The sequence below is a fragment of the Streptomyces sp. NBC_00425 genome (assembly GCF_036030735.1).
Taxonomy (GTDB): Bacteria; Actinomycetota; Actinomycetes; order Streptomycetales; family Streptomycetaceae; genus Streptomyces.
Window position 1 is genome coordinate 3,974,177 of sequence record NZ_CP107928.1, and the last position, 26,039, is coordinate 4,000,215.

24 protein-coding genes are annotated in these 26,039 nt (G+C 72.8%); 15 read left to right on the top strand and 9 right to left on the bottom strand.

Going from position 1 to position 26,039, the window contains the following annotated elements:
• Positions 1-322: 322 nt before the first annotated feature.
• Positions 323-2,095 (top strand): acetyl/propionyl/methylcrotonyl-CoA carboxylase subunit alpha, encoded by a 1,773-nt coding sequence (locus OHS82_RS16825; RefSeq protein WP_057584516.1) that lies wholly within the window; start codon positions 323-325, stop codon positions 2,093-2,095.
• A gap of 356 nt (positions 2,096-2,451) precedes the next feature.
• Here the strand turns inward: OHS82_RS16825 and OHS82_RS16830 are convergent, their stop codons facing one another.
• Positions 2,452-3,417, bottom strand: a complete 966-nt coding sequence (locus tag OHS82_RS16830; RefSeq protein WP_079041636.1) for a DeoR/GlpR family DNA-binding transcription regulator — start codon at positions 3,415-3,417, stop codon at positions 2,452-2,454.
• 212 nt (positions 3,418-3,629) lie between these two features.
• Positions 3,630-5,078, bottom strand: a complete 1,449-nt coding sequence (locus OHS82_RS16835; RefSeq protein WP_057584518.1) for an NAD(P)H-quinone dehydrogenase — start codon at positions 5,076-5,078, stop codon at positions 3,630-3,632.
• Positions 5,079-5,177: 99 nt separating this feature from the next.
• Between OHS82_RS16835 and OHS82_RS16840 the strand changes: the two genes are divergently transcribed.
• The 4 genes from OHS82_RS16840 to OHS82_RS16855 all read left to right on the top strand — a co-directional run bounded on the left by OHS82_RS16840 (position 5,178) and on the right by OHS82_RS16855 (position 8,667).
• Entirely contained in the window at positions 5,178-5,615 is a 438-nt protein-coding gene (locus OHS82_RS16840; protein ID WP_057584519.1) for a gamma-glutamylcyclotransferase, read from the top strand.
• A gap of 54 nt (positions 5,616-5,669) precedes the next feature.
• Complete coding sequence (locus OHS82_RS16845) at positions 5,670-5,951, top strand: type II toxin-antitoxin system RelE family toxin (RefSeq protein WP_057584520.1); 282 nt, start codon at positions 5,670-5,672, stop codon at positions 5,949-5,951.
• A gap of 104 nt (positions 5,952-6,055) precedes the next feature.
• Positions 6,056-6,880 (top strand): purine-nucleoside phosphorylase, encoded by an 825-nt coding sequence (locus tag OHS82_RS16850; protein ID WP_057584761.1) that lies wholly within the window; start codon positions 6,056-6,058, stop codon positions 6,878-6,880.
• Between the two features lie 155 nt (positions 6,881-7,035).
• Complete coding sequence (locus OHS82_RS16855) at positions 7,036-8,667, top strand: phospho-sugar mutase (RefSeq protein ID WP_057584521.1); 1,632 nt, start codon at positions 7,036-7,038, stop codon at positions 8,665-8,667.
• A 94-nt stretch (positions 8,668-8,761) separates the two neighbouring features.
• Here the strand turns inward: OHS82_RS16855 and OHS82_RS16860 are convergent, their stop codons facing one another.
• Together OHS82_RS16860 and OHS82_RS16865 are read right to left on the bottom strand one after the other, a co-directional pair.
• Positions 8,762-10,471: a hypothetical protein gene (locus tag OHS82_RS16860; RefSeq protein WP_328434096.1), complete on the bottom strand. Its 1,710-nt coding sequence runs from the start codon at positions 10,469-10,471 to the stop codon at positions 8,762-8,764.
• Positions 10,472-11,082: 611 nt separating this feature from the next.
• On the bottom strand, positions 11,083-11,664 hold the full coding sequence (locus tag OHS82_RS16865; RefSeq protein WP_057584523.1) for a PH domain-containing protein: 582 nt from the start codon (positions 11,662-11,664) through the stop codon (positions 11,083-11,085).
• 393 nt (positions 11,665-12,057) lie between these two features.
• Between OHS82_RS16865 and deoC the strand changes: the two genes are divergently transcribed.
• The 3 genes from deoC to OHS82_RS16880 are packed head-to-tail and all read left to right on the top strand — an operon-like array spanning position 12,058 to position 15,382.
• Positions 12,058-13,020, top strand: coding sequence for a deoxyribose-phosphate aldolase (gene deoC, locus OHS82_RS16870; protein WP_057584762.1), 963 nt, complete (start codon positions 12,058-12,060; stop codon positions 13,018-13,020).
• A 21-nt stretch (positions 13,021-13,041) separates the two neighbouring features.
• Positions 13,042-14,478 carry an aldehyde dehydrogenase family protein gene (locus OHS82_RS16875; RefSeq protein ID WP_328436073.1) on the top strand — a complete coding sequence of 479 codons (1,437 nt, stop codon included), beginning with the start codon at positions 13,042-13,044 and terminating at the stop codon, positions 14,476-14,478.
• A complete protein-coding gene (locus tag OHS82_RS16880; protein ID WP_057584524.1) occupies positions 14,471-15,382 on the top strand; it encodes an aldehyde dehydrogenase family protein in 912 nt (303 codons plus the stop codon). The genes OHS82_RS16875 and OHS82_RS16880 overlap by 8 nt, the downstream gene beginning before the upstream one ends.
• 137 nt (positions 15,383-15,519) lie before the next feature.
• Here the strand turns inward: OHS82_RS16880 and OHS82_RS16885 are convergent, their stop codons facing one another.
• Positions 15,520-15,927 (bottom strand): hypothetical protein, encoded by a 408-nt coding sequence (locus OHS82_RS16885; RefSeq protein WP_328434097.1) that lies wholly within the window; start codon positions 15,925-15,927, stop codon positions 15,520-15,522.
• A gap of 59 nt (positions 15,928-15,986) precedes the next feature.
• Here OHS82_RS16885 and OHS82_RS16890 point away from each other — a divergent pair, with 59 nt between their 5' ends.
• The gene (locus OHS82_RS16890; protein WP_079041637.1) at positions 15,987-16,694 is read left to right on the top strand and encodes a uridine kinase; all 708 of its coding nucleotides are present in this window, start codon (positions 15,987-15,989) and stop codon (positions 16,692-16,694) included.
• Between the two features lie 306 nt (positions 16,695-17,000).
• On the opposite strand, the gene OHS82_RS16895 is transcribed toward OHS82_RS16890, so the two are convergent.
• On the bottom strand, positions 17,001-17,744 hold the full coding sequence (locus OHS82_RS16895) for a SigE family RNA polymerase sigma factor (RefSeq protein ID WP_328434098.1): 744 nt from the start codon (positions 17,742-17,744) through the stop codon (positions 17,001-17,003).
• 595 nt (positions 17,745-18,339) lie between these two features.
• Between OHS82_RS16895 and afsQ1 the strand changes: the two genes are divergently transcribed.
• From afsQ1 to OHS82_RS16920, 5 genes are all read left to right on the top strand, one after another.
• Complete coding sequence (gene afsQ1, locus OHS82_RS16900; protein ID WP_057584528.1) at positions 18,340-19,017, top strand: two-component system response regulator AfsQ1; 678 nt, start codon at positions 18,340-18,342, stop codon at positions 19,015-19,017.
• Entirely contained in the window at positions 19,014-20,603 is a 1,590-nt protein-coding gene (locus tag OHS82_RS16905; RefSeq protein WP_057584529.1) for a sensor histidine kinase, read from the top strand. The genes afsQ1 and OHS82_RS16905 overlap by 4 nt, the downstream gene beginning before the upstream one ends.
• 2 nt (positions 20,604-20,605) lie before the next feature.
• Complete coding sequence (locus OHS82_RS16910) at positions 20,606-21,232, top strand: hypothetical protein (RefSeq protein ID WP_057584530.1); 627 nt, start codon at positions 20,606-20,608, stop codon at positions 21,230-21,232.
• Positions 21,233-21,507: 275 nt separating this feature from the next.
• Positions 21,508-22,059, top strand: a complete 552-nt coding sequence (locus OHS82_RS16915) for a VanZ family protein (RefSeq protein ID WP_266726232.1) — start codon at positions 21,508-21,510, stop codon at positions 22,057-22,059.
• 95 nt (positions 22,060-22,154) lie between these two features.
• Positions 22,155-22,358: a PspC domain-containing protein gene (locus tag OHS82_RS16920; protein WP_057584532.1), complete on the top strand. Its 204-nt coding sequence runs from the start codon at positions 22,155-22,157 to the stop codon at positions 22,356-22,358.
• Between the two features lie 98 nt (positions 22,359-22,456).
• Here the strand turns inward: OHS82_RS16920 and OHS82_RS16925 are convergent, their stop codons facing one another.
• Positions 22,457-22,810 (bottom strand): hypothetical protein, encoded by a 354-nt coding sequence (locus tag OHS82_RS16925; RefSeq protein ID WP_057584533.1) that lies wholly within the window; start codon positions 22,808-22,810, stop codon positions 22,457-22,459.
• A gap of 177 nt (positions 22,811-22,987) precedes the next feature.
• Positions 22,988-24,112 (bottom strand): adenosine deaminase, encoded by a 1,125-nt coding sequence (locus tag OHS82_RS16930; RefSeq protein WP_057584534.1) that lies wholly within the window; start codon positions 24,110-24,112, stop codon positions 22,988-22,990.
• Between the two features lie 113 nt (positions 24,113-24,225).
• Here OHS82_RS16930 and OHS82_RS16935 point away from each other — a divergent pair, with 113 nt between their 5' ends.
• Entirely contained in the window at positions 24,226-24,990 is a 765-nt protein-coding gene (locus OHS82_RS16935) for a prolyl oligopeptidase family serine peptidase (RefSeq protein WP_057584535.1), read from the top strand.
• Between the two features lie 65 nt (positions 24,991-25,055).
• On the opposite strand, the gene OHS82_RS16940 is transcribed toward OHS82_RS16935, so the two are convergent.
• Positions 25,056-26,018, bottom strand: a complete 963-nt coding sequence (locus tag OHS82_RS16940; protein ID WP_079041639.1) for a LysR family transcriptional regulator — start codon at positions 26,016-26,018, stop codon at positions 25,056-25,058.
• Positions 26,019-26,039 lie beyond the last annotated feature (21 nt).

Here is a 26,039-nt window from a genome sequence, read left to right on the forward strand (position 1 = left end):
GTACGTTCGAGACATCCTGAACGCTACTAACGGGTAAACCCTGGGACAAGGGTTCTGCGCGGGGCAAAGAATCATTGGGCCATTCGTAGGGACTCCACAAAGAAACAGAGTGGGCCGCAGCACGCTCTCACAGAGACCTTGACCACATCGGAGGGCTAGGGTTTCCCGGAGGAGTGCTGCGTACGGCGGTACTGCAAGGAATTTCGGTGTCGAGTGAGCCTCGCATCACGCTCCGTGTGGGCAAGCTCACCTGTGGGCACGGGTCGATGAGTCGTGTCGGCAGTCCCTAAACTCGGCTTGTTTCAAGGAGGGAGCCTCAATCGTGCGCAAGGTGCTCATCGCCAACCGTGGCGAAATCGCTGTCCGCGTGGCCCGGGCATGCCGGGATGCCGGTATCGCGAGCGTGGCCGTCTACGCCGACCCGGACCGGGACGCTCTGCATGTCCGCGCCGCGGATGAGGCGTTCGCCCTGGGCGGTGACACTCCAGGGACCAGCTATCTCGACATCGAGAAGGTGCTGAACGCGGCCCGGGAGTCGGGCGCGGACGCCGTCCATCCGGGTTACGGATTCCTCTCGGAGAACGCAGAGTTCGCCCAGGCGGTCCTGGACGCGGGCCTGATCTGGATCGGCCCGCCGCCGCAGGCCATCCGCGACCTCGGCGACAAGGTCGCCGCCCGGCACATCGCCCAGCGCGCCGGCGCGCCTCTCGTGGCCGGCACGCCCGACCCGGTCTCCGGCGCCGACGAGGTCGTCGCCTTCGCCGAGGAGCACGGCCTGCCGATCGCGATCAAGGCCGCGTTCGGCGGCGGCGGCCGCGGTCTGAAGGTCGCCCGGACGCTGGAAGAGGTCCCCGAGCTGTACGAGTCGGCGGTCCGCGAGGCGGTCGCCGCCTTCGGTCGCGGCGAGTGCTTCGTGGAGCGCTACCTCGACAAGCCGCGCCACGTGGAGACGCAGTGTCTCGCCGACAGCCACGGCAACGTGGTCGTCGTCTCCACCCGTGACTGCTCCCTGCAGCGCCGCCACCAGAAGCTGGTCGAGGAGGCCCCGGCGCCGTTCCTCTCCGAGGCGCAGACCGCCGAGTTGTACGCCTCCTCCAAGGCCATCCTGAAGGAGGCCGGCTACGTCGGCGCCGGCACCGTGGAGTTCCTCGTCGGCGTCGACGGCACGATCTCCTTCCTGGAGGTCAACACCCGGCTCCAGGTCGAGCACCCGGTGACCGAGGAGGTCGCCGGCATCGACCTCGTCCGCGAGATGTTCCGCATCGCCGACGGCGAGGAGCTCGGCTACGGCGACCCGGAACTGCGCGGCCACTCCTTCGAGTTCCGCATCAACGGCGAGGACCCGGGCCGTAACTTCCTGCCGGCCCCCGGCACGGTCACCCTCTTCGCCCCGCCGTCGGGCCCGGGCGTCCGCCTGGACGCCGGCGTCGAGTCCGGCAGCGTGATCGGTCCGGCCTGGGACTCCCTCCTCGCCAAGCTGATCGTCACCGGCGCGACCCGTGAGCAGGCGCTGCAGCGGGCGGCCCGCGCCCTGGCCGAGTTCCAGGTCGAGGGCATGGCCACGGCGATCCCGTTCCACCGCGCGGTGGTCGCGGACCCGGCGTTCGCCCCCGAACTCACCGGCAGCCAGGACCCGTTCACGGTCCACACCCGCTGGATCGAGACCGAGTTCGTCAACGAGATCCCGGCGTTCGCGGCCTCTGCGGACACCGACGCCGAGGACGAGACGGACCGCGAGACGATCGTCGTCGAGGTCGGCGGCAAGCGGCTGGAGGTCTCCCTTCCGTCCTCGCTCGGCATGTCGCTGGCCCGCACGGGCCTCGCGGCGGGCGCCAAGCCGAAGCGCCGGGCGGCCAAGAAGTCCGGCCCCGTGGCCTCCGGCGACACCCTCGCCTCTCCCATGCAGGGCACGATCGTCAAGGTCGCGGTCGAGGAGGGCCAGGAGGTCAAGGAGGGCGACCTGGTCGTCGTCCTGGAGGCCATGAAGATGGAGCAGCCCCTGAACGCCCACCGCTCCGGCACCGTCAAGGGCCTGAGCGCGGAGGTCGGCGCGTCCATCACGTCGGGCGCGGCGATCTGCGAGATCAAGGACTGACCCCACCCGTTCACCGTGTCGAGGCGCCCGCTCCCGCGGGCGCCTCACCGCGTCAACCCCGGGCCCGCACACTCAGCCCGTCCGGCACGATCCACCCGCCCCCGCACACTCAGCCCGCCGGACGCTCACTCCGGGCCCGCACCATTCAGCCCGTCCGGCGTTTGAGGACGAGGCCCGTTCAGGGCCGATCGGGGGCCTGGGGGCGGAGCCCCCGCATGCGGCCCGCGCGAGGGTCCCGGGGCGGCGGAACCCCCGGCATGCGGCCCGCGCGAGGGTCCCGGGAGCGGCGGAACCCCCGGCATGCGGCCCGCGCAAGGACCCCGGGGGGCGAAACCCCCGGCAAGCAGACCGCGAGGTCAACGCCGACGCAGGTCCGCAACCCTCGCCCGCTCCGCACCCGGCGCCTGCTCCCCCAGGACGGATCCGGCACGCAGACCCGACGCGGCCCCCGGAACCTGGCCCCGCCGCGGGGCCGGCAGCGGTACGTCCCGGCGCTGTTGCTGATGGCGCGCCGGGGCCGCATCACCCCCCGGGCTTCCCGACGCCCCGGCCACGGCGATCTGCACCCCCTGGTCCGCCAGGGCCTGCAGCTCTGTGGCGGCACGGTCGTCGTGCGCGGGCGGCTCGTCCGTCACCAGGCGGGTGACGAGGTCCGTGGGCACGGTCTGGAACATGGTGTCCGTGCCGAGCTTGGTGTGGTCGGCGAGGACGACGACCTCGGCGGCCGCCTGGACGAGCGCCCGGTCGACCGACGCCGACAGCATGTTGGACGTGGACAGCCCGCGCTCGGCGGTCAGCCCGCTCCCGGAGAGGAAGGCACGGGACACCCGCAGTCCCTGGAGGGACTGTTCGGCCCCGCTGCCCACCAGGGCGTAGTTGGAGCCGCGCAGGGTGCCGCCCGTCATCACCACCTCGACCCGGTTGGCGTGGGCCAGGGCCTGGGCCACCAGAAGCGAGTTGGTGACCACGGTCAGACCGGGCACCCGGGCGAGCCGGCGGGCCAGCTCCTGTGTCGTGGTGCCCGCCCCGACCACGATGGCTTCGCCCTCTTCCACGAAGCCCGCGGCGAGGTCCGCGATGGCGGTTTTTTCGGCGGTCGCGAGATGGGATTTCTGCGGAAAGCCGGACTCTCGCGTGAACCCGCCCGGCAATACCGCACCGCCGTGTCGGCGGTCGAGGAGTCCTTCTGCCTCCAGTGCGCGTACGTCCCGCCGCACGGTCACTTCGGAGGTCTGGACGACGCGGGCGAGTTCACGGAGCGACACGGCCCCGTTCGCTCGCACCATTTCGAGGATCAATTGACGACGTTCTGCAGCGAACACGAAACTGACAGTAACGCGGACGACCGTCTGCTTTCAGCTCTTTGCGCCGAATAGTAGAAGTTGTTCGCACAGAGGCACGGCGGGTGGTATAAGGCTCACTTACGGTGCCTGTGCCTCCCGCGCCGTCCACCGACACAAAGCCGACCCGCCGGTCAACTTCCCGTGACCGGCGGGGAGTCCGGCGGGTGGCCGGGGGCGATCGAAACGGACCGTCAGCCCTCGCCCGACGTCTTCCGGGTGTGCAGCTGCCTCGCCACCTCCGCGATCGACCCCGAAAGGGAGGGGTACACGGTGAACGCGTTCGCGATCTGTTCGACCGTCAGGTTGTTGTCGACGGCGATCGAGATGGGGTGGATCAGTTCCGAGGCGCGCGGGGCGACGACCACTCCGCCGACGACGATCCCCGTGCCGGGCCGGCAGAAGATCTTGACGAAGCCGTCCCGGATGCCCTGCATCTTGGCGCGCGGGTTACGCAGCAGCGGCAGCTTGACGACCCGGGCGTCGATCTTCCCGCCGTCCACGTCGGCCTGGCTGTAGCCGACGGTGGCGATCTCGGGGTCGGTGAAGACGTTCGAGGAGACCGTCTTGAGGTTGAGCGGGGCCACCGCGTCGCCGAGGAAGTGGTACATGGCGATCCGGCCCTGCATGGCGGCGACGGAGGCGAGGGCGAAGATCCCGGTCACGTCGCCGGCCGCGTAGACGCCCGGGGCGGTGGTACGGCTGACCTTGTCGGTCCAGATGTGCCCGGACTCACGGACCTTGACGCCCGCCTCCTCCAGACCCATCCCCTCGCTGTTGGGGATGGCGCCGACCGCCATCAGGCAGTGCGAGCCGGTGATGACCCGGCCGTCGGAGAGGGTGACCTCGACCCGGTCGCCGACCCGCTTGGCGGACTCGGCGCGCGAACGGGCCATGACGTTCATGCCGCGACGGCGGAAGACGTCCTCGAGGACGGCGGCCGCGTCCGGGTCCTCGCCGGGCAGCACGCGGTCACGGGAGGAGACCAGGGTGACCTTGGAGCCGAGGGCCTGGTAGGCGCCGGCGAACTCCGCGCCGGTGACGCCCGAGCCGACCACGATGAGCTCCTCGGGGAGCTCGCCGAGGTCGTAGACCTGGGTCCAGTTCAGGATGCGCTCGCCGTCGGGCTGCGCGTCCGGCAGCTCGCGCGGGTGGGCGCCGGTGGCGAGCAGCACGGCGTCGGCGGTGAGGGTCTCCTCGGTGCCGTCGGCGGCGGCGACCACGACCTTGCGCGAGCCGTCGAGGGCCTGCATGCCCTGCAGCCGGCCCCGCCCGCGCAGCACGCGCGCGCCGGCCCGGGTGACGGAGGCGGTGATGTCGTGCGACTGGGCGAGCGCGAGGCGCTTCACGCGCCGGTTCACCTTGCCGAGGTCGACCCCGACGACCCGGGCCGCCTGTTCCAGCGGCGGGGTGTCGTCGGCGACGATGATGCCGAGCTCCTCGTACGACGAGTCGAAGGTCGTCATGACCTCGGCCGTAGCGATAAGGGTCTTCGACGGCACGCAGTCGGTCAGCACCGACGCTCCGCCCAGACCGTCGCAGTCGACGACGGTCACCTCCGCGCCGAGCTGCGCGGCCACCAGGGCCGCTTCATAGCCGCCGGGTCCGCCACCGATGATCACGATCCGAGTCACGTGCTCCATTCTCCCGCACGGGACGCGGTGGTACCGCCCCGGGGCCCGTGCGGGAGCCCACGCCTGTGACGGGAGTGCCGCCCGGGGCCGCTGCCGTACTCTCCTTGCATGTCGCTCTACGCCGCGTACGCCGGCAACCTCGACGCGCGGCTGATGTCCCGCCGCACCCCGCACTCGCCGCTGCGCGCCACGGGCTGGCTGAACGGCTGGCGGCTGACCTTCGGCGGCGAGCAGCTCGGCTGGGACGGCGCGCTGGCGACGGTGGTGGAGGAGCCCGGTGCGCAGGTGTTCGTCGCGCTGTACGACGTCGCCCCCATGGACGAGGAGTCGCTGGACCGCTGGGAGGGCGTGGGCCTGGGCATCTACCGGCGTGCCCGGGTGCGGGTGCAGACGCTGGAGGGCGAGGAGTCCGCCTGGATGTACGTGCTGAACGGCTACGAGGGCGGTCTGCCGTCGGCACGGTACCTGGGCGAGGTCGCGGACGCGGCGGAATCGGCGGGCGCGCCCCACGATTACGTGATGGAGCTGCGCAAGCGGCCCTGCTGAGCGCGGCCGCCTTCTAAACTCGGTGGGGCACAGGAACACGAACGGGAGACCGCGATGACGGGCAGGACTGCGTACACCGTCTTCTACACGGAGCAGGCGGCAGCGGCGCGCGACCGACTGGACGGCCAGCAGCGGGCCGCCTTCGAGAAGGGCATCATGATGCTCGCCGCGGACCCGTTTCCCGATCTGTCCCGACCCATAAGCTCCACCGGGGACGACCGGACGATCCGGCTGACCCAGAACATCCTCATCGAGTACACGGTCAGCGTCGGCAGGCTGTTGATCTTCATCGTCGAGGTCTTCAACGACAGGGACATCTTCGTCACGGGTGAGTGACCGCCCCGGCGGTCCGGCCTCGTCGGAAACGACAAGACAACGATCGCATTCCCGTGGGCTCCGTCATCTACGCGCGTAGGCACAAACCGGCTACGCTCTCCCGCGTGAACGCATCTCTTCTCCCGGACGACATCCAGGGCGACCCCCACGCCGCCGCCGACGCCGCCGCCGCGCGCCTGCGCGAACTGACCGGCGCCGAGACCCACGACGTCGCCCTCGTGATGGGCTCCGGCTGGGCGCCCGCCGTGGACGCCCTGGGCGCCGCCGACGCCGAGTTCCAGGTCACCGACCTTCCCGGATTCCCGCCGCCCGCGGTGGAGGGCCACGGCGGCAAGGTCCGCTCGTACCGGATCGGCGAGAAGCGGGCGCTGGTGTTCCTCGGCCGCACCCACTACTACGAGGGCCGCGGCGTCGCCGCCGTCGCCCACGGCGTGCGCACCGCGGTGGCGGCCGGCTGCAAGACGATCGTGCTGACCAACGGCTGCGGCGGCCTGCGCGAGGGCATGCGTCCCGGTCAGCCGGTGCTGATCAGCGACCACCTCAACCTGACGGCGACCTCGCCGATCATCGGCGCCAACTTCGTCGACCTGACGGACCTCTACTCGCCGCGGCTGCGCGCCCTGTGCAAGGAGATCGACGCCACCCTGGAGGAGGGCGTCTACGCCCAGTTCCCCGGCCCGCACTACGAGACGCCGGCCGAGATCCGCATGGCGCGGACCATCGGCGCTGACCTGGTGGGCATGTCCACCGTGCTGGAGGCCATCGCGGCGCGCGAGGCGGGCGCCGAGGTGCTCGGCATCTCCCTGGTGACCAACCTCGCCGCCGGCATGACCGGCGAGCCGTTGAACCACGAGGAGGTCCTCCAGGCGGGCCGGGACAGCGCGACGCGCATGGGGTCGTTGCTGGCCCGGGTGCTCGGCCGGCTCTGAGCACGCCACCGGGGGCCGCCGCCCCCGGTCCCCCAAGGGCCCCGAGCGGGCCTCGTCCTCGCACTTCCCCCGGAGGGGGACCCGGCCCGGGCCGGGCGGATCCGGCCCGAGCCGGCAGACAACCGGCGTCCACACGCAACCGGAGGGTGACCCCCGTGCACGACGATCTCCTCGCCCGCGCCCAGGCCTGGCTCGCGGAGGATCCCGACCCCGAGACCCGCGCCGAGCTGGCCGAGCTCCTCGAAGCCGGGGAGGCCACCGAGCTCGCCGACCGCTTCGGCGGCACCCTCCAGTTCGGCACCGCCGGCCTGCGCGGCGAGCTGGGCGCCGGGCCCATGCGGATGAACCGGTCCGTGGTGATCCGCGCGGCGGCCGGTCTCGCCGCCTACCTCGCGAAGAACGGCCAGGCCGGCGGCACCGTCGTCATCGGCTACGACGCCCGCCACAAGTCCGCCGACTTCGCCCGCGACACCGCAGCCGTGATGACCGGCGCGGGATTCCGGGCGGCCGTGCTCCCCCGCCCCCTGCCCACGCCCGTCCTCGCCTTCGCCATAAGGCGGCTGGGCGCGGTCGCCGGGGTCGAGGTCACCGCCAGCCACAACCCGCCCCGCGACAACGGCTACAAGGTGTACCTGGGCGACGGCTCACAGATCGTGCCGCCCGCCGACGCGGGGATCGCGGCGGAGATCGACGCGATCGACTCGCTCGACGACGTCCCCCGTCCCGAGGCCGGCTGGGAGACGCTCGACGACGCCGTCCTCGACGCCTATCTGGCCCGCACGGACGCCGTCCTCGCCCAGGGATCCCCGCGCACGGCCCGCACCGTCTACACGGCGATGCACGGCGTGGGCAAGGACGTCCTGCTCGCCGCCTTCGCCCGGGCGGGCTTCCCGGAGCCGGTCCTCGTCGCCGAGCAGGCCGAGCCCGACCCGGACTTCCCGACCGTCGCCTTCCCCAACCCGGAAGAGCCCGGCGCGATGGACCTCGCCTTCGCCGCCGCCCGCGCGGCGGCCCCGGACCTGATCATCGCCAACGACCCGGACGCCGACCGCTGTGCGGTGGCCGTCCCGCACGACGGCGACTGGCGCATGCTGCGCGGCGACGAGGTCGGCTCCCTGCTGGGCGCCCACCTCGTCCGGCGCGGCGCGCGGGGCACGTTCGCCGAGTCGATCGTCTCCTCCTCCCTCCTCGGCCGCATCGCCGAGAAGGCGGGCCTGCCCTACGAGGAGACCCTCACCGGCTTCAAGTGGATCGCCCGCGTGGACGGCCTGCGCTACGGCTACGAGGAGGCCCTCGGCTACTGCGTGGACCCCGAGGGCGTCCGGGACAAGGACGGCATCACCGCCGCCCTGCTCGTCACGGAACTGGCCTCGGAGCTCAAGGAGCAGGGCCGCACCCTCGTGGACCTGCTGGACGACCTCGCCGTGGAGCACGGTCTGCACGCCACCGACCAGCTCTCGGTGCGGGTGCAGGACCTCTCCGTCATCGCCCGCGCGATGGACCGGCTGCGTGCGGCGCCCCCTGCCTCCCTCGCGGGCCTGGCCGTGACCGCGGCGGAGGACCTCACCCGGGGCACGGACCGGCTGCCGCCCACCGACGGCCTGCGCTACACGCTCGACGGCGCCAGGATCGTCGTCCGGCCCAGCGGCACCGAGCCGAAGCTGAAGTGCTACCTGGAGGTCGTCGTCCCGGTCGCCGTCCACGCCGACCTGCCGGCCGCCCGCAGCAGGGCGACCGCACTCCTGGCGGACCTCAAGCGGGACCTGTCGGCGGCAGCGGGCATCTGACGCGCGGACACGCAAGGCGCGGCGGGCGGACGACGGCCGGCGCACCGTCGGCGCCCCCGCGCGGAAAGCAGCACCGCCGTGCGCCCGGCGGGCCTCACCGCACGAGAAGCAGCGCCGCCGCGACCGCCGTCGCCAGGGCCACGCCGAGGGGCCACAGGGGCCGTCCGCGGCGGTGGCCGGTCGCCGTGACGGTCGGCCGCAGGGCCGGGGTCCGCCACATGGCCGTGATCTCCGCGGCCGTCCGCTCGTACGGATGCAGCACCCCGAGCCTGTCCTCCAGCCAGGACCAGCGCGGGGAGGACACCCGCCACTCCGCGGACGCGGCAGGGTCGCCGCCGATCCTCAGGCGCGGGCCCTCGCACTTCACGATCCCGACGTCGTCCCACAGGACGTGCCGGGTCCCCCGCAGCCCGTTGAACCACAGGCCCTCCCGGTCGGCGGTGACGCGCCAGGCGAGCCGGCGCGGCACCACCAGGCCGGCGAGGACCGTGAGGACGAGGGCGTAGACGTCGCCCCACCAGCCGGACCTCAGGTAGCACGCGAGGAACAGCGCCGTGAGCGCGACGGCGGTCCGGTCGGCCCACCCGGCGCTCCAGTGCCGCACCCGCTCCGGCGCCTCGTGGTCCCGGTCCCGTTCGACGGCGGCCTCCGCGGCCGTCGTGCGCAGCCGAGCGTCCCGGGCCGCACGGACGGACTTCCGCTTCCCGGCTCTGTTCCTGCTCCGCAACGCGCCCGGGGTCATCGGCCGCACCGGCCCGAGGGACACCTCCGTCACCGGCGCCGCGCCGGCCACGGACGCGGCGGCGAGGAAGACGGCCTCGCCCCCGTCGTAGGGGATTCCGTGGAGTACCGCCTCCCGCAGCGGCCCCGCGCGCTCGGCGTCGATCCGGTCGATCAGCGCGTGCAGCTCGTTGTCGTCACCGTCGCCCTCGTCGCCGTCGTCGCCCTCGTGGCCGTCTCCCCCGTGGCCCTCGCTCCTGTCCGCGTCGGCCGCCCGGGTGGCCTTGGACCTGTACGTGGAGACCGTGAACAAAGGACGCAGCGCGGCGGGATCGTCGGCGGCGTAGACCTCGGTGTCGGCGTCGCTGTTGTCACGCACGAGGACCCGCAGCACCGGGACGGGCTCGCGGCGCAGACCGAGGGCGCGGCGGCGGCCCAACACCCCGGAGAGCATCAGGGTGATGCCCAGTCCGGCGAGACACCAGCCGGCCGCCGGGACCGCCTGCCGGGCGGCGGACCGGTCCCAGAGTCCGGCGGCGGCGTACAGCGCCCCGCCCGCGACGACCGTGCCGAGCCCGCACCACAGCAGGAACGTCCCGCGTTCCGCCCGCTCGCCTCCGGGCGTCGGCGCCGCGGCCGTCACGCCTGAGGCGGCCTCCCGTCCCGCCGCCCGCTGCCGCCGGCGCACGGTCAGCCGCAGACAGACGGTTCCCCAGACGCCCGCCAGCACGGCCACCGCGCCCAGCCGTGCGCCGAGGGCGAGGTCCCCCGCGGTCAGCACCACACCGACGGCGACGGGCCCGAGGACCGCGGCCGCCTCGGGCCGCAGCACCAGCCACACGAGGTGCAGGGCGACCAGGGCGGCGGCCCACGCGGGCAGTGCGCCCGACGCGCTCAGCAGACCGGCGACGAGGACGGCCAGGAGCGGCAGCGCCACGAAGGCCGGCACAGGGGGCCGCACCGGCGCCCAGCGCGGCGGCAGCGCCCGCGTCCAGTGCGCCGCCCGCTCGCCGTCCCAGGGCGGACAGCCCTCGGGTATCGCCGCCTCCGGCAGCCGCAGCACCGCGCCGACTTCCGTACTCATCGCCCACTCTCCCGACTCACCGGATCGCCCTGCCCCGACCACCGCGCCGGCGGACGAACGCCGACGCCGCGGATCCCTGCACCGTGGACACCCGCCCACGCCGTGGGCGCACACCGGACCACCGCACCCCGGACCCACACCCCACGACCGGAGCCCGAAACCGAGGGGTGGCCCGAACATGCCCACCGGGGCGCAGCAGCGAGGGGTGCGCCGCCCTCGGGCCGCGCCCGGCGCCCATGACCACGCCCGAGCGCCTCGCCCGATGCCACGCCGACGGCACGGACCGCGGCCCGACGGCTGACCGCGGGCCGGGTCCCGGCCCGCCACCCCGACTGCCGCAGGGCCACACCCCGCGCCCCTCACCCCGCGTCCACCGCCACCGGGCACCTGCCCCGACCCGCAGGCCGGGCACCCGCCGGCCCGACCCGGATGCCGGCACGACACCGGCCCCGACCCAGGACTCCCGGCACGCACTCTTCGGATCCCAGCAGACAGACCCGGCCTCGGTGCCGGTCACCGCCGCACCCACGACACGCCGAACCCGCGCCACTGCGAACCCTCGACACTGCGAACCCTCGACACGCCGCCTCCGCGGCGGCGCCGGCCCGGGCTCAACCCACGGCCAGCAGAATCCCCAGCACCACGGCTCCCGCCGCGACCGGGCCCAGGATCTCCCAGGCCCAGCGCACGGACACCTCGCCCTGCGCGCTCTCCTCCTGCTGCCGCGCCTCCCACACCTCGCGCAGCTCGTCCACGTCCCGGTCGCCGCGGGCGCGCAGAGGAACGTCCGCGGCAGCCGTGCCGGTCCGGCCCGGTCGGCCGCCCTTGCCCCGGGCCGCCCGCTTGCGTTCCCGCAGCGAGACGGGGATGGACCACAGCTGGAACTTCTTCCCCGACACGGCGATCGCCTCGTTGGAGTAGCCCGACCGCAGCGTGGCGACCTGCCCCCAGGGCAGCACGATCAACCGGAACGGGTTGCGCACCCGCAGCCGGTCCGGGCCCGCGTACACGGCGGGCCGCAGTGTGAAGGCGATGATCAGCGGCACGACGATGATCAGCGTCGCGAGCGCCAGCCAGGGCGTGCGCCCCTCACCCGCGACGATCGCGTCGACGCCGAGCCAGGCGGCCAGCCCGAGCAGCGCAGCACCGGTGGCGACGCCCGCGGACGAGCGGTAGACCCGGTCCTTCGTCACGGGCTCCGGGGGCTCCTGGAACCCCGAAGCCGCCGCAGCACCCGAGTCCGCCGGAGAATCCGAGGAAGCCGCAGAACCCGAGTCCGCCGCAGAACCCGAGGCGACCGGAGAATCCGAAGCGGCCGGGGAGCCCGAGTGGGCCGGGGACTCCGGGGAGCCGGAGGGCCCGGAAGAGCCCGGCCCGGGGGTCGCCGCGGGCCCTTCGGGCTCCGGGGCGCCCGTAGGCTTCGCGGGCCGTGGCTCTGGTGACTGGTCTTCCGGGCTCGTCATGGCCCCGATTGTGCCCGAAGCCCGCGATCCGCTCATACGCGGTGCCCCGGCGTGCGATGAGCGCCCGAACGGCTTCCGGGGGTGTACACCCGCTACGCGCGTAGATATGCTCGTCTGGTGACCATGCCCACCAATGCACCCACCGCAGCCCCGGCGCTCACCGACGTGACCGCGTCCGACGCCGCGTTGCGCCGCTTCCTCCACGGGCTGCCCGGCGTCGACGCGGTCGGCCTGGAGGCGCGCGCCGCCACGCTCGGCACCCGTTCCATCAAGACGACCGCCAAGGCGTACGCCATCGACCTCGCCATCTCGATGGTCGACCTGACGACGCTGGAAGGCGCGGACACCCCGGGCAAGGTCCGGGCGCTCGGCGCGAAGGCGGTCCGTCCCGACCCGACCGACCGGACGGCCCCCGCCACGGCCGCGGTCTGCGTCTATCCCGACATGGTGGCCGTCGCCAAGGAGGCCGTCGCGGGCTCCGCCGTGAAGGTCGCCTCGGTCGCCACCGCCTTCCCGGCCGGCCGCGCCGCCCTCGACGTGAAGCTGGCCGACGTCCGTGACGCGGTCGCCGCCGGCGCCGACGAGGTGGACATGGTCATCGACCGCGGCGCGTTCCTGGCGGGCCGGTACATGAAGGTCTACGACGAGATCGTCGCCGTCCGCGAGACCTGTGGGACGGCCGCCCGTCTCAAGGTCATCTTCGAGACCGGCGAGCTGTCGACGTACGACAACATCCGGCGGGCGAGCTGGCTCGGCATGCTGGCCGGGGCGGACTTCATCAAGACGTCCACCGGCAAGGTCGCCGTCAACGCCACCCCCGCCAACACCCTGCTCATGCTGGAAGCCGTCCGCGACTTCCGCGCCCAGACCGGCGTCCAGGTCGGCGTGAAGCCGGCCGGCGGCATCCGCACCAGCAAGGACGCGATCAAGTTCCTGGTCCTGGTCAACGAGACCGCGGGCGAGGACTGGCTGGACAACCACTGGTTCCGCTTCGGCGCCTCCTCGCTCCTCAACGATCTGCTGATGCAGCGCCAGAAGCTGGCCACCGGCCGCTACTCCGGCCCCGACTACGTGACGGTGGACTGAGACCCCATGACCATGGAAAAGCTGACTTCCGCATTCGAGTACGCACCGGCGCCCGAGTCCCGCTCGGTCGTCGACATCGCCCCCTCCTACGGCCTGTTCATCGACGGCGAGTTCACCGACGCCGCCGACGGCAAGGTGTTCAAGACCGTCTCGCCGTCCTCCGAGGAGGTCCTCTCCGAGATCGCCCAGGCGAGCGAGGCGGACGTGGACCGCGCCGTGAAGGCCGCCCGCAGGGCCTTCGGCGCCTGGTCGGCGCTCCCCGGCGCCGAGCGGGCTAAGTACCTGTTCCGCATCGCCCGGATCATCCAGGAGCGCAGCCGCGAACTGGCCGTCCTGGAGACGCTGGACAACGGCAAGCCGATCCGGGAGACGCGTGACGCCGACCTCCCGCTGGTCGCCGCGCACTTCTTCTACTACGCGGGCTGGGCCGACAAGCTCGACCACGCCGGGTTCGGGTCCTCGCCGAAGCCGCTGGGCGTGGCCGGCCAGGTCATCCCGTGGAACTTCCCCCTGCTGATGCTGGCGTGGAAGATCGCCCCGGCGCTCGCCACCGGCAACACGGTCGTCCTGAAGCCGGCCGAGACGACGCCGCTGTCCGCCCTGTTCTTCGCGGACGTCTGCCGTCAGGCGGGTCTGCCCAGGGGCGTCGTCAACATCCTGCCGGGGTACGGCGACGCGGGTGCGGCGCTCGTCGCCCACCCCGACGTGAACAAGGTGGCCTTCACCGGTTCCACGGCCGTCGGCAAGGCCATCGCGAAGACGGTCGCGGGGACCCGCAAGAAGCTCACGCTGGAGCTGGGCGGCAAGGGCGCCAACATCGTCTTCGACGACGCGCCGATCGACCAGGCCGTCGAGGGCATCGTCAACGGCATCTTCTTCAACCAGGGCCAGGTCTGCTGCGCGGGCTCCCGTCTCCTCGTCCAGGAGTCGATCCAGGAGGAGCTGCTGGAGTCCCTCAAGCGCCGGCTGTCGACGCTGCGCCTCGGCGATCCGCTGGACAAGAACACCGACATCGGCGCGATCAACTCCGAGGAGCAGCTGACCCGTATCACCTCGCTCGTCGAGCAGGGCGAGGCCGAGGGCGCGGAGCGCTGGTCCCCGGCCTGTGAACTGCCGGACGCGGGCTACTGGTTCGCGCCGACGCTCTTCACGAACGTCACCCAGGCCCACACCGTCGCCCGGGACGAGATCTTCGGCCCCGTCCTGTCGGTCCTCACCTTCCGCACTCCGGACGAGGCCGTCGCCAAGGCCAACAACACGCCGTACGGCCTGTCGGCGGGCGTCTGGACGGAGAAGGGCTCCCGCATCCTCGCGGTGGCGAACAAGCTCCGGGCCGGCGTCGTCTGGTCCAACACGTTCAACAAGTTCGACCCGACCTCGCCGTTCGGCGGGTACAAGGAGTCGGGCTTCGGCCGCGAGGGCGGCCGCCACGGCCTGGAGGCGTACCTCGATGTCTGACAAGTCCGAGAAGACCGAGCAGCCGCGTCTGAGCGTCTTCAAGACCTACAAGCTGTACGTCGGCGGGAAGTTCCCGCGTTCGGAGAGCGGCCGGGTGTACGAGGTGACCGACGCACAGGGCAGGTGGCTGGCCAACGCGCCGCAGTCGTCCCGCAAGGACGCGCGTGACGCGGTGGTCGCCGCGCGCAAGGCGTTCGGCGGCTGGGCCGGGGCCACGGCGTACAACCGGGGCCAGATCCTCTACCGCGTCGCGGAGATGCTGGAGGGCCGCCGGGGGCAGTTCGCCCGCGAGGTCGCCGACGCCGAGGGTCTGTCGAAGACCAGGGCTGCCTCCGTGGTGGACGCGACGATCGACCGCTGGGTCTGGTACGCGGGCTGGACCGACAAGATCGCCCAGGTGGTGGGCGGCGGGAACCCGGTCGCGGGACCGTACTTCAACCTCTCCTCGCCGGAGCCGACGGGCGTCGTGACCGTCCTCGCGCCGCAGGACTCGTCCTTCCTGGGTCTGGTCTCGGTCGTCGCCCCGGTGATCGCCACCGGCAACACGGCCGTGGTGATCGCGAGCGAGCGGTCGCCGCTGCCGGCGCTGTCGCTCGGCGAGGTGTTGGCCACCTCCGACCTGCCCGGCGGCGTCGTCAACGTCCTCTCCGGCCGCACCGCGGAGATCGCGGCGCCGCTGGCGTCCCACCAGGACGTCAACGCGATCGACCTCGCGGGCGCCGACGAGGCGCTGGCGAAGGAGCTGGAGATCGCCGCGGCCGACAACCTCAAGCGCGTTCTTCGTCCACAGCCTGTGGACGACTGGGCGGCGACTCCCGGCATCGACCGTATGACGGCCTTCCTGGAGACGAAGACCGTCTGGCACCCCACGGGCTCGCTGGGCGCGTCCGGCTCGTCGTACTGACGGCCTCGGGGCGTCGCACCGGCGCCCCCACGAGCGGGGCCGCGCCTCCTCTCCGTCCGGAGGAGACGCGGCCCGAGATCGAGAGCCGCGCCCGCCCTCCGTCCGGGGCCGGCGCGGCTCTCCCGTACGGGCGGGCTTCAGCCGCCCAGCACCTTCGTCACCTCGCCCAGCACCGGGATCGAGCCGATCGACTGCGCCTGCGCGACCGGGGCGGTCAGCATCTGGGACGTCAGGGGCTGGAAGTCGGCGAGCTGGGTTCCCACGCCGTTGTCCAGGGGGTCGACGCCGGTGCCCGCGAGGGGGTTGGGCTTGAGGCCGGAGACGGCGCCGGTGACGTACGGCAGGGCGCCCAGCGCCCCCTGCACGCCCGCCTGCGGGTCGAGGGAGCCGATCGAGGTGGGCCGGCTGTTCACCGCGTCGAGGACCGGTTCGCCGGTCGCCGCCGAGGCGGCCGAGGCGCCCGCGCCCAGCGCCACCCCGACGGTCGCGAGGGCGGCGAGGGCGCGCCGGCCGGTGGAGGTCTGGGGGGAGTCGTGTCGGGCCATCGTCGATGCCGCCTTCTGATGCGCAAGGTGATCAGGTCGCCACGAAGGGTAGTTGAGATGTGACGCGCGCATCAAAGCCGACCCGCGGGGTCGTTGACGGACGGGGGGATGCCTCACACTGGTGTCCCGTGACGCCCCCTCCGCCCATACCGACGCGAGTCGTGCTGCTCTGCGGCCCTTCCGGCTCCGGCAAGTCCCTGCTCGCCGCCCGCTCCGGCCTGCCTGTGCTGCGGCTCGACGACTTCTACAAGGAGGGCGACGACCCGACGCTGCCGTCGGTCGCCGGGAGCTCCGACATCGACTGGGACCACCCCGACTCGTGGGACGCGGACGCCGCCGTCGCCGCGATCGTGGACCTGTGCGGGACCGGACGCACACATGTTCCCGTCTACGACCTCTCGCTCAGCGCGCGCACCGGCGAGGAGGCGGTCGAGATCGGGCGGACCCCGCTGTTCATCGCCGAGGGCATCTTCGCCGCCGAGATCGTCGTCCGCTGCCGGGAGCTGGGCGTCCTGGCGGACGCGCTGTGCCTGAGCCGCGGTCCGGTGAAGACCTTCCGCCGCCGCTTCCTGCGCGATCTGAAGGAGGGCCGCAAGTCGGTGCCCTTCCTTCTGCGGCGCGGCTGGCGTCTGATGCGCGCCGAACGCTCCATCGTGGCCCGGCAGACCGGGCTGGGCGCGCACGCCTGCGACCGCGACGAGGCGATGGGCCGCCTGGCCGCCGCAGCCGCGGGCCGCCGCGCCGCCACCACGCGAACCGCCGCCTAGGGCCGCTTCGTCCGGATCTGGCCTGGCCGCACGGGAAGGCCTCGGGACCGGTCCGGCGCTCCCGCCCGGTACGGCGGTCCGGGCGCTCAGGTCGCGTCGACGGGCCGCGACGCGGAAGAGCGGGACTGGACGGACCCCCCGGCCCTCCAGCCCCGCTCCCCGGTGCTTCCCCCGTGCTCCCCCTGTGGTGCTTCCCCCGTGCTTGCGCGGTGCCGCTCCCCCGTACGTCCCCCGTCGGGTCCCCCCGGCACCGCTCCCCCGTTCACCGGCTCCCCTGAGCGGAGCCGGGCCCTCCCCCGTTCACCCTCAGGCGACCAGCTCCCCGAAGGCGTCCTCCTCGTCACGGCCGAAGCTGAGGACCTCGTCCTCGCGCAGCCGGCGGAGCGACCGCCAGATGCTCGACTTCACCGTGCCGACACTGATGTCGAGGATCTCCGCGATCTCCGGGTCGGTGCGGCCCTCGTAGTAGCGAAGGACCAGCATCGTCCGCTGGAGTTCGGGCAGCCGGGCCAGCGCCTGCCACAGGACGGCGCGCAGCTCGGTGCCGCGCATCGCGTCCGTGTCGCCGGGCGTCTCCGGCAGTTCCTCGGTCGGGTACTCGTTCAGCTTGCGGCGGCGCCACGCGCTGATGTGCAGGTTGGTCATCGTCCGGCGGAGGTATCCGCCGACCGCGGCCTTGTCGCTGATCCGCTCCCAGGCCCGGTAGGTCGAGAACAGCGCGCTCTGCAGCAGGTCCTCGGCCTCGAAGCGGTCACCGGTGAGGTGGTAGGCGGTGGCGTACAGGGAGGCGCGGCGCTCCTGGACGTAGGCGGTGAACTCCGCCTCCGTCAGGGAGCGACGCTCCCCCGAGTCCTCCCCGTACGCGGCTCCCCCGTGAGCCGCCTGTTCCCCCGTGTCGACCACCGTCATGAACCCGGTGTGCTGACGTCCGGCGCCGCGAGCGCACCCCCGCCCGCTCACTGCGCCAGACTTCTCGGAACCCCGGTTCACGTCGTGCAGACGCGTGACGACTGCGACTGCGTTGGTGCTCATACCGTGCAGCGTGTTCATCTCGCGCCCCCCGTCGTGGACTTCCGGTGTTCTGTCTGGTGCCTCGGCCGGGCCTCGCGGTGTTCGTTCTCCGCGTCGCCCCGCCTCGTGACCAAAAGACTGCCCGGGCCACTTCATCGCCGTGTCCGCCGTCTGTCACAGACCTGTCACAGGGGCCTGTCACGGGAACACCACAGACGCTCCACAGGCTTGCGCGGTACGGCAGTTGACCTGGTCGGCACAGGTCGCCGGGCAAGGGGCGCGGGGTCCTGAACCGCCCCCGCGCCCCGACGGACCAGCCGGCGGGGCGCCGCGCGGTCACCGACCGATCTCATGTCATGGCCGCGACCTGCGGCGAGGAGCGGTCGATTCCGTCCCACCGCGTCCGGACGGCCGGCCCGCGGCCGCGCGAAGGAGCGCCCGAACTCGACGAAACCGCAGGTCCGCGGCGTGCGTACCGGACATTCGTACGCCTCTGGCGCAGGCGTTCGCGGGATTTTCGCGGCCCCTCGCACGCCGCCCGCGCCGCCGGAACCGCCGCTCCGCGGCGGCCGCGCCCGGACCGGCACCTACCCACAGGTCGAACGACAGCCCCCTCATGCGCCAGAATGAGCCCGTGCCTTCCCTGTTGCTGATCGAGGACGACGACGCCATCCGTACGGCCCTGGAGCTCTCACTGACGCGCCAGGGGCACCGGGTGGCGACCGCTGCGAGCGGTGAGGACGGTCTGAAGCTGCTGCGCGAGCAGCGGCCGGACCTGATCGTGCTGGACGTGATGCTGCCCGGCATCGACGGTTTCGAGGTGTGCCGTCGCATCCGGCGCACCGACCAGCTGCCGATCATCCTGCTCACCGCGCGCAGTGACGACATCGACGTGGTCGTCGGGCTGGAGTCCGGCGCCGACGACTACGTCGTCAAGCCCATCCAGGGCCGGGTGCTGGACGCCCGGATCCGGGCCGTGCTGCGGCGCGGCGAGCGCGAGTCGAGCGACGCGGCGACCTTCGGCAGCCTCGTCATCGACCGTGCCGCGATGACGGTGACGAAGAACGGCGAGGATCTGCAGCTCACGCCGACCGAGCTGCGGCTGCTGCTCGAACTGAGCCGTCGGCCGGGACAGGCGCTGTCGCGGCAGCAGTTGCTGCGGCTGGTGTGGGAGCACGACTACCTGGGCGACTCCCGGCTGGTGGACGCCTGTGTCCAGCGGCTGCGGGCCAAGGTGGAGGACGTGCCGTCCTCCCCGGTCCTGATCCGCACCGTGCGCGGCGTCGGCTACCGCCTGGACGCCCCTCAGTGACACAGGCGCAGGGGGGGCTCCGCGGCTGGTCCGCGGCGCGCAAGGGAAAACTGTCACGGCTGCGTCTGACCAGCCTGCGCCTGCGGCTGGTGGTGGTCTTCGGCGCGGTGGCGCTGACGGCCGCCGTGTCCGCGTCCGGCATCGCGTACTGGCTGAACCGCGAGGCCGTGCTGACCCGCACCCAGGGCTCGGTGCTGCGGGACTTCGAGCAGGAGATGCAGAACCGGGCGGGTTCGCTGCCGGCGCATCCCTCGCAGGACGAGCTCCAGCACACCGCGGGACAGATGGCCAACAGCAGTCAGCGGTTCAACGTGCTGCTGGTGGGCGCGGACGACAGCGGCAAGACCGTGTACGGCAACTCGAACGGGCTCAACGGGTTCTCGCTGGGGGACGTCCCCGAGTCGCTGCGCACGGCGGTGAACAAGCAGCAGGACGTCACCGGCGGCAACAAGTCGCCGTACCACCTGTACTGGCAGCGGGTCGTGGACCACGGGACGCCCTACCTGGTGGCCGGGACGCGGGTGAACGGGGGCGGGCCCACCGGCTACATGCGCAAGTCGCTGGCGCCGGAGGCCAAGGACCTCAACTCGCTGGCCTGGTCGCTGGGGATCGCCACCGCCCTCGCGCTGGTCGGGGCCGCGCTGCTCGCGCAGGCCGCCGCCACGACCGTCCTGAAGCCGGTGCACCGGCTGGGCGTCGCGGCGCGCCGGCTGGGCGAGGGACGGCTCGACACCCGGCTGCGGGTCTCCGGGACGGACGAGCTCGCCGATCTTTCGCGGACGTTCAACCGGACCGCCGAGGCGCTGGAGAAGCGGGTCGACGACATGGCCGCCCGTGACGAGGCCTCGCGCCGGTTCGTCGCCGACATGTCGCACGAGCTGCGGACGCCGCTGACCGCCATCACCACCGTCGCGGAGGTGCTGGAGGAGGAGCTGGACGCCGAGTCGGGCAGCATCGACCCGATGATCGAGCCCGCGGTGCGGCTGGTGGTGAGCGAGACGCGGCGGCTGAACACCCTCGTGGAGAACCTGATGGAGGTCACCCGCTTCGACGCGGGGACCGCGCGGCTGGTCCTGGACGACGTCGACGTCGCCGACCAGATCACCGCGTGCATCGACGCGCGTGCCTGGCTGGACGCCGTCGACCTGGCCGCGGAGCGCGGCATCCACGCCCGGCTCGACCCGCGCCGGCTGGACGTCATCCTGGCCAACCTCATCGGCAACGCGCTCAAGCACGGCGGTTCGCCGGTGCGGGTGTCGGTGTCGGCGCAGGACGACTCGGTGGTCATCTCCGTGCGCGACCACGGGCCCGGCATCCCGGAGGAGGTGCTGCCGCACGTCTTCGACCGGTTCTACAAGGCGAGCGCCTCCCGGCCGCGTTCCGAGGGCAGCGGGCTCGGCCTGTCCATCGCACTGGAGAACGCCCACATCCACGGCGGTGAGATCACCGCCGCCAACTCCCCGGAGGGCGGCGCGGTCTTCACGCTGCGGCTGCCGCGGGGCGTCGCCGAAGCGGCGGAACAGGACGGCGCGGACGGCGGCGAGCAGGGCGTGACGACCGGGCAGGACGAGGGGGACGCATCGTGACCATGGGCCGTGCGACCGTACGACGACTGGGCGCCGCCGCGCTGCTGGCCGGCCTGGCCGGTCCGCTCGCGGGCTGCGGCATCCGGGCGACCGAGGTGCCGACCGACTTCGGTCCCGCGCCCTCCCGGGTGCGCTGCTCGCTCACCGACCCCGCCGTGTCGTCGCAGGCCGCGCGCGCGGGCGTGCCGGTCCAGGTGTTCCTGCTGTGCGGCTCGTCGCTGGTGGCCGTGGACCGCAGTGTGCGGGTGCCGGACGGCTCGGCCGGCTCCGCGCGGCGCGCGCTGGTCGCGCAGGGCCTGCTCGACCAGCTCGCCGAGTCGCCGTCCACCCCCGAGAAGGAGGCCGGGTACACGACGGACGTGCGCGGAGCCATGACCGTGAACGGTCCGGCGGCCAAGGACCCGGACGACGCGCTGCGGCTGAGCGTCCCGCCCGGGGACCTCACCTCGTACGCGCTCGCGCAGGTCGTGTGCACCTTCTCCGACTCGGCGGCGGCCGAGGGCGACGGCTCGGTGATCCTGGGCGGTCCCGGTCCTGAGCCCGTGCGCCGCTACGAGTGCACCGACGAGGTCCGCTCACGGCCCGGCAGCACGGAACCCCCGTCGTCGGCCGTCACGAGCGGCGGCTGAGGGTCCGCCCCCTCCCCGCTCCGTACTCCGCTCCCGACTCCGCACCGCCCGCCGTCCCCGCGCTTCCCGCGCCCGCACGCCCGCCCGCGCCCGCCTCTCGTCGGCGCACCCGGCCCGCTGGAACGGCGGCCGGGTGTGTCGGACGCCTCATGCGGGGGCGGGCGTCGACGTCGTCGCAGGTCATCGACTGTCACATCGCGGCGGGGCGGAGAGCGGTCCGGGGGCCGCGCCGGTGAGCCGGAACCGATCGTGCCGGGGGGCGCGTCTTGGGGGGCGTGCAGCGTCAAGGCTCCATCGGCGGCAGCGCCGCGATCCGCATCCGCGCGGCCGGGATTCTCCTCCTGGCCGCCCACCTCGTGTTCGTCGCCTGGGTCACGCTGCGCCCACTGAACGTTCCCTGGGTGATGCCCGCCAACCTGCATCCGTTCGACGGGATCCGCGCCGATCTGAGGCTGGGCTGGCCCGAGGCGGCGTCGCGGATCGGCGCCGGGCTCGGACTGTTCGCCCCGCTGGGCTTCCTGCTCCCGCTGGTGCACGGCAGGCTGCGCGTGTCGCCGCTCGCCTCCCTGGTCCGCACGGTCACGGCGGGCGCGCTGCTGTCCCTGGCCGTCGAGTTGCTGCAGACGGGGGTGCCCGGTCAGGTCGCGGACGTCGACTCGATGCTGCTGAACACGGTCGGCGTGGCCCTGGCGCACGTCGCGGTGGTGCCGGCGGTCCGCGGCCGGCTGCGCCGCCGGGAGGAGCCCTGGGGGCGTGCCGGGGTCCGGCAGGGGGAGACGGCTCAGGGTCGCACCCCGAGGATTCCCAGGGTCGGCATCGCCCCGTAGAGCGACGCTTCGTCCCCCTTCGTCACCGTAGCGTTGTCGTCATGGGGAGCAGCCGCAAGGGCCGCCTCCGACGGACGCTCACGAAGGAGCCGCAGATGTCCAGCCTCGCCCGCCCCACCCACGGCCGCATGATCGGCGGAGTGTGCGCCGCGCTGGCCCGCCGCTTCGGCACCTCCGCGACCACGATGCGCGTGATCTTCGTGCTCTCCTGCCTGCTGCCCGGGCCGCAGTTCCTGCTCTACATAGCCCTCTGGTTCCTCCTGCCGTCGGAGGACAAGGCGGCGCGCACCGCCTGGTGACCCACCACCGCACAGAACGCCGTCGGGGCGTGCCCGGTACGTACGGGCACGCCCCGACGGCGTGACGGGTCTGCGGTGGGTGCGGCGGGAGGCGCCGCTCAGCCCAGCGGGATTCCGTTGACCGGCAGGCCGTGGGTGGGCAGGCCCTGCAGCGGCAGACCGCCGAGCAGCCCGGAGACGGGCGCGGTGGGGCCTTCGGCGAGCAGCTTCCCGGCGACCGGCTGGGCGGCGGTCAGGCCGGCGCCGAGCGCCGGCTGGGCCTGCGTCAGCACCTCGCCGGCGGCGGGCAGCGCCTGGGTCACGTTCTCCGCCGGCAGCGTCCGGGTGATGCCGTCCAGGGCCTGCGTGGCGTCCGGTACGGCAGGGGCGGCGTTCGCGGCGCCCGCACCGACGGCGGCGAAGGCGGCACCGAGAGCGGCGACGCCGAGGGTCTTGGCAGCAGACTGCTTCATGATGAATGCGTCCTCGAATGGGATACGGGGAACTGAGCGGTTCTCGACCGTAAACACGGGACGGGGTCAGCGGCAAACATCGAAATGCGGACGGTTGGTGAACACCCGCCCGCATTTCGTACGCCCAAGATTTCCCACTCAGCTTTCCGTCACCAAAGAACCGCTGGTGAAGACGGTTTACTGGAACAGCCATTCGGATTTCAGCTCGGCATAACCGGGCTTGATCACGTCACTGATCATGGCGAGTCGTTCATCGAAAGGAATGAATGCTGACTTCATAGCATTGACCGAGAACCACTGCAGATCGTCGAGCGTGTAACCGAATGCGTCGACCAGGTGCTCGAATTCCCGGCTCATGCTGGTGCCGGACATCAGCCGGTTGTCCGTGTTGACGGTGGTCCGGAAGTGGAGCCGGCGCAGCAGCCCGATGGGGTGTTCGGCGTAGGAGGCGGCCGCTCCGGTCTGCAGGTTGGAGCTGGGGCACATCTCCAGCGGGACGCGCTTGTCGCGGACGTAGGAGGCGAGCCGCCCGAGCTTCACCGAGCCGTCGTCCGCGACCTCGATGTCGTCGATGATCCGCACGCCGTGCCCGAGCCGGTCGGCGCCGCACCACTGCAGCGCCTGCCAGATGGACGGCAGCCCGAAGGCCTCGCCGGCGTGGATGGTGAAGTGGTTGTTCTCGCGCTTGAGGTACTCGAAGGCGTCGAGGTGCCGGGTGGGCGGGTAGCCGGCCTCGGCGCCCGCGATGTCGAAGCCGACGACGCCCAGATCCCGGTAGCGGTTGGCGAGTTCGGCGATCTCCAGCGCGCGGGCCGCGTGCCGCATGGCGGTCAGCAGGGCGCCGACGCGGATGCGGTGGCCGTTGCCGCGGGCCGCCCGCTCCCCTTCCCGGAAGCCCTCGTTGACGGCCTCGACGACCTGCTCGAGGGTCAGTCCGCCGTCGAGGTGCTGCTCGGGCGCGTACCGCACCTCGGCGTAGACGACGCCGTCCTCGGCGAGGTCCTCGGCGCACTCGCGGGCGACCCGCACCAGGGCCTCGCGGGTCTGCATCACGCCGACCGTGTGCGAGAAGGTCTCCAGGTACCGCTCGAGGGAGCCGGAGTCGGCGGCCTCCCGGAACCAGAGGCCGAGCTTGTCGGGATCCGTCTCGGGAAGGCGGGAGTACCCGGTCTCCCGGGCGAGGTCGACGATCGTGCCGGGCCGCAGCCCGCCGTCGAGGTGGTCGTGCAGCAGAACCTTGGGCGCCCGCCGGATCTGGTCCGGGCTCGGGGTGATGCCCGTCTGGATGCTCTGGCTCGTCATTTCGGCACTCTAACTCCTACGCGCGTAGATCGCGCGTTGTACAACTCCGCCGATATGTAACGGTGACCGCACGGACAGGTGGAGTACACCACTGCTTCTGACACTGTTCTGCCATGGCACAGGAACTGACGCCGGTTCGGACGGCCCGGCTGGGGAGGGCGCTCGGCCCGGAGCCGACGGCGGTGAGCGGAGCGGTGCTGTTGCTCCCGGGCGGTGAGGAGGTCTCCGGCCGCAGACCGTCGGCCCTGTGGGCGGCCGTCTCCGTCCGGGGCCTCGGGCGCAGACTCGCGCGGGCGGGAGCCGGGGAGGGGCTGGCCGTGCACGCCGTGCACTACCGCTACCGCGGCTGGAACGGCAGCGAGGCGCATCTCGCGACCGACGCGGCCTGGGCCGCCGACGAGATCGTACGGCGGTACGGGGACGTCCCGGTGTGCCTGGCCGGCGTCGACATGGGCGCGCGGGCCGCGCTGCACGCGGGCGGCCACGACGCCGTCAACTCCGTGCTGGCGATGGCTCCGTGGCTGCCGGAGGAGGACATGGCGGCTCCGCCCGAGCCGGTCAGGCAACTCGTGGGACGACGGGTGCTCCTCGTGCACGGCACCAAGGACGAACGCTGCGACCCCGAGCTGTCGTTCCGGCTCGCGGCCCGCGCCAAGAAGGCGAACCGGGACGTGTGCCGGTTCGAAGTGCACTCCGACGGCCATGGGTTGCACCAGTACCGCGCCGAGGTCCACGCCCTCGCCGAGGACTTCGTCATGGGCGTGCTGTTCGGCAGGGCCCTCTCCCGCCCGGTCGAGGACGCGCTCGCGGCGCCGCCCCCGCTGGGCCTGCGCATGCCGCTGGCAGCCGGTTTCGGGAAGTCGTTACGGCGACGGTAGGAACGGGAGGCCGCCAGCTCGGCCGTACGCCCCGTCGTGGTCGCCACGCCTGGGCCGTGTCCGCTCTAGGACGGGAGCAGGTTGCCCCGTCTCGAGAGCAGGAACTTCTTGAAAGCGGCCACCGGCGGGGTGTCCGGACGGCCGTCGAGCCAGGCCACGCCGATCTCGCGGGCCGCCCGCGGGGCCGTGACCGTCAGTTCCACCACGCCGGGACGGGCCACGGCCGGCGGTGGCAGCAGGGCGACGCCCAGGCCCGCCGCCACCAGTCCGCGCAGCGTCTCCGCCTCCTCCCCCTCGAAGGCGACCCGGGGCCGGAAGCCCGCCTCCTTGCAGAGGTCGTCGGTGATGCGGCGCAGGCCGTAGCCGGGTTCCAGGGTCACGAAGGTCTCGTCGGCGGCCTCGGCCAGGCGGACCCTTCTGCGGGCGGCGAGCCGGTGGTCGGCCGGGACGACCAGGCGCAGTTTCTGCTCGTCGAGCCTGCGGGCGACGAGGTCCGGGGCGTCCGGGACCGGGGAGGTGAGACAGAGGTCCAGCTCGCCGGCCCGCAGCCCTTCGAGCATCGCCTCGCCGTAGTTCTGCACGAGGCTGAAGCGCACCCGCGGGTGGTCGGCTCGGAAGGCGTGCAGCAGCCCGGGCACGGTCTCCGCGCCCATGGTGTGCAGAAAGCCGAACGCGACCTTGCCGGCCGTCGGGTCGGCGTCGGCGCGGACCTCGTCGGCGGCCCGTTCGATCTCCGCGAGGGCGCGTTCCACCGAGGCGAGGAAGGTACGGCCGGCCGGGGTGAGGGAGACCGTGCGGCCGCGGCGGGCGAACAGGTCGACGCCGAGATCCTGTTCCAGCCGGACCATCGCGCGGGACAGCGTCGACTGGGGAACGTCCATCTCCTGAGCGGCGCGCGTGACGTGCTCGGTGCGGGCGACCCCGGCGAAGTAGGCGAGTCGGGGGGCGAGCAGCCTCGCCATGTCGGTGGTGTCTTCTGTGTCACCGGACGGTGACAGGCGAGTCTGTGACCTCTGCTGATGCACCATGGGAACGATTATGACGAGTCC

What these genes read in the sequence shown, in the direction of transcription:
- OHS82_RS16835 (WP_057584518.1), bottom strand. Translation starts at nt 5,078, where the DNA reads ATGGAGCACGTGACTCGGATCGTGATCATCGGTGGCGGACCCGGCGGC.
- OHS82_RS16840 (WP_057584519.1), top strand. Translation starts at nt 5,178, where the DNA reads ATGTCGCTCTACGCCGCGTACGCCGGCAACCTCGACGCGCGGCTGATG.
- OHS82_RS16845 (WP_057584520.1), top strand. Translation starts at nt 5,670, where the DNA reads ATGACGGGCAGGACTGCGTACACCGTCTTCTACACGGAGCAGGCGGCA.
- OHS82_RS16860 (WP_328434096.1), bottom strand. Translation starts at nt 10,471, where the DNA reads ATGAGTACGGAAGTCGGCGCGGTGCTGCGGCTGCCGGAGGCGGCGATA.
- deoC (WP_057584762.1), top strand. Translation starts at nt 12,058, where the DNA reads ATGCCCACCAATGCACCCACCGCAGCCCCGGCGCTCACCGACGTGACC.
- OHS82_RS16880 (WP_057584524.1), top strand. Translation starts at nt 14,471, where the DNA reads ATGTCTGACAAGTCCGAGAAGACCGAGCAGCCGCGTCTGAGCGTCTTC.
- OHS82_RS16885 (WP_328434097.1), bottom strand. Translation starts at nt 15,927, where the DNA reads ATGGCCCGACACGACTCCCCCCAGACCTCCACCGGCCGGCGCGCCCTC.
- OHS82_RS16895 (WP_328434098.1), bottom strand. Translation starts at nt 17,744, where the DNA reads ATGAACACGCTGCACGGTATGAGCACCAACGCAGTCGCAGTCGTCACG.
- OHS82_RS16910 (WP_057584530.1), top strand. Translation starts at nt 20,606, where the DNA reads ATGGGCCGTGCGACCGTACGACGACTGGGCGCCGCCGCGCTGCTGGCC.
- OHS82_RS16920 (WP_057584532.1), top strand. Translation starts at nt 22,155, where the DNA reads ATGTCCAGCCTCGCCCGCCCCACCCACGGCCGCATGATCGGCGGAGTG.
- OHS82_RS16925 (WP_057584533.1), bottom strand. Translation starts at nt 22,810, where the DNA reads ATGAAGCAGTCTGCTGCCAAGACCCTCGGCGTCGCCGCTCTCGGTGCC.
- OHS82_RS16930 (WP_057584534.1), bottom strand. Translation starts at nt 24,112, where the DNA reads ATGACGAGCCAGAGCATCCAGACGGGCATCACCCCGAGCCCGGACCAG.
- OHS82_RS16935 (WP_057584535.1), top strand. Translation starts at nt 24,226, where the DNA reads ATGGCACAGGAACTGACGCCGGTTCGGACGGCCCGGCTGGGGAGGGCG.
- OHS82_RS16940 (WP_079041639.1), bottom strand. Translation starts at nt 26,018, where the DNA reads ATGGTGCATCAGCAGAGGTCACAGACTCGCCTGTCACCGTCCGGTGAC.